This window comes from Streptomyces sp. T39 (genome assembly GCF_008042045.1).
GTDB lineage: Bacteria > Actinomycetota > Actinomycetes > Streptomycetales > Streptomycetaceae > Streptomyces.
The window spans coordinates 1-1,769 of sequence record NZ_RDBP01000237.1 but is presented as its reverse complement, the minus strand read 5'-3'; the positions used below and the strand labels follow the sequence as shown (position 1 = coordinate 1,769).

Annotated in this window: 2 protein-coding genes; one reads left to right on the top strand and one right to left on the bottom strand. The window is 75.4% G+C overall.

Annotation, left to right across the window (positions count from 1 at the left end; genetic code table 11):
- Positions 1–95: 95 nt before the first annotated feature.
- Positions 96–689, bottom strand: a complete 594-nt coding sequence (locus EAO77_RS37495; RefSeq protein ID WP_147992731.1) for an MBL fold metallo-hydrolase — start codon at positions 687–689, stop codon at positions 96–98.
- Positions 690–783: 94 nt separating this feature from the next.
- Between EAO77_RS37495 and EAO77_RS37490 the strand changes: the two genes are divergently transcribed.
- Complete coding sequence (locus tag EAO77_RS37490) at positions 784–1,749, top strand: GlxA family transcriptional regulator (RefSeq protein ID WP_147992730.1); 966 nt, start codon at positions 784–786, stop codon at positions 1,747–1,749.
- Positions 1,750–1,769 lie beyond the last annotated feature (20 nt).

Sequence of the window (1,769 nt, the reverse complement as noted above, 5' to 3'; positions counted from 1 at the left end):
CCGGCATCGCCCCGTCCGTCCTGCCCACTCCCTCGGGCGACGCCCCGTCCTGCGACGCCCTCGTCCCGCAACGTCCCGAGGACGACGCAGACGTCCTACCGCGGCGCGGTGCCGTCGGCCGGGAACGCCGGTCCGTGGCCGGGGACGATCACGTCGGCGGCGTCCAGGACGCGGAGCCGGGAAGCCGTCAGGACGCCGTGGTCCGGCGCCACCGGGTCCTCGACCGGACCGTCGGGCCGCCACCACAGATCGCCGACGAAGGCGACGACACCCGCGTCCGTGCCCGCCAGCAGGGTGATGTCCTCGGCGCTGTGCCCGGGGGTGCGGATCAGGCGGAGGGACGGGGCGAGTTCGTGGCCCTCGGCGTCCCGGTCGGTCCACTGGTCGTTCTCGTAGATCGCCTTGTGGTCGTGGACGCGGGCCCGGCCGAAGAGGCCGGCGTTCATGGTGTTGTCCGGATGGTGGTGGCTGAGCACCACATCGGTGATGTCGTCCGGGGCGAGGCCCAACTCGGCGAGCGGGCCGAGGATCCGGTCGCGGCCGGCCACCATGCCGGGGTCGACGATCACGTGCCGGTCCCCGTCATGGACGTAGGACACGGTGGCGGCGACCCCGGGTCCGGTGGACAGCGTGTAACCGGTGGTCAGGATCGTGTATGCGGCGCTGCGGCCGAGCGGTGCGTCTGTCATGGCCCCCAGTCTCCGGGGGGGGGCGCGCCCGCCTCACGAGTGGCCCTGATGCCAGTGATCGCAGGAATCGTGCCAGCCGTGCCACACTCGCCCCATGAGGCCGTTCGTGTCCGTCGCCGCCTATGCGCCGCCCGGTGTCGGCATGCTCGGGGCGGGCATCGTCTCCGAGGTCTTCGACTGTCGCGGCCCGGATCTGCCCCGCTTCGACTTCGCCCTGTGCACCGACCGGCCGGGGCGCATCCGCAGCGACACCGGCCTGCCGCTCTTCGTGGAGCACGGCCTCGACCGGCTGGCCGCCGCCGACCTCGTGGTGGCCCTGCCCTGGGCGGAGTTCCGTACGCCGCCGGGCCCGGCCGTGCTCGACGCTCTGGCCGCAGCGCACGAGCGCGGCGCGCTGGTCGCGGCGCACTGCGTCGGCGCGTTCGCCCTCGCCGCGGCCGGCCTGCTCGACGGGCGGCGCGCCACCACGCACTGGCGGTTCGCCGGCCTGCTCGCCGACCGCCACCCCGCCGTCACCGTCGAACCCGGCGCCCTGTACATCGACGAGGGACAGATCGCCACGGGCGCGGGGGCGGCGGCGGGCTTCGACCTCTGCCTGCACCTCCTGCGGCGGGAGTACGGCGCCGCCACGGCCAACGCGATCGCCCGGGACCTCGTCCTGCCCTCCCACCGCGACGGCGGGCAGGCCCAGTACCTGGCCGCCCCGGTCCCGGAGGACTCCCGGGACGACCGGCTCGCCGAGGTCCTCGCCTGGGTCCGGGAGAATCTCCACGAGCCGCTCACCGTGGCGGAACTGGCCCGCCGCGCCCTGATGAGCCGCCGCTCCTTCGCCCGCCGCTTCGCCGCCTCCACCGGCACCACCCCGCACGCCTGGCTGCTCGGGCTGCGGCTCAGCCGCGCGGAGGAGCTCCTGGAGACCACCGGCCTCCCGGTCGAGGAGGTCGCCCGACGGGCCGGCTTCGGCAGTGCGGCCGTGCTGCGCGCGCAGTTCGTACGGCGTCGGGGGGTGCCGCCCCGCTCCTACCGCCGCTCCTTCRCCCGCGTGCCCCCAACCCCCTGACGGCCCGCCGGACGACGACT

Coding starts and splice junctions, on each gene's coding strand:
- EAO77_RS37495 (WP_147992731.1), bottom strand. CDS start 689: ATGACAGACGCACCGCTCGGCCGCAGCGCCGCATACACGATCCTGACC.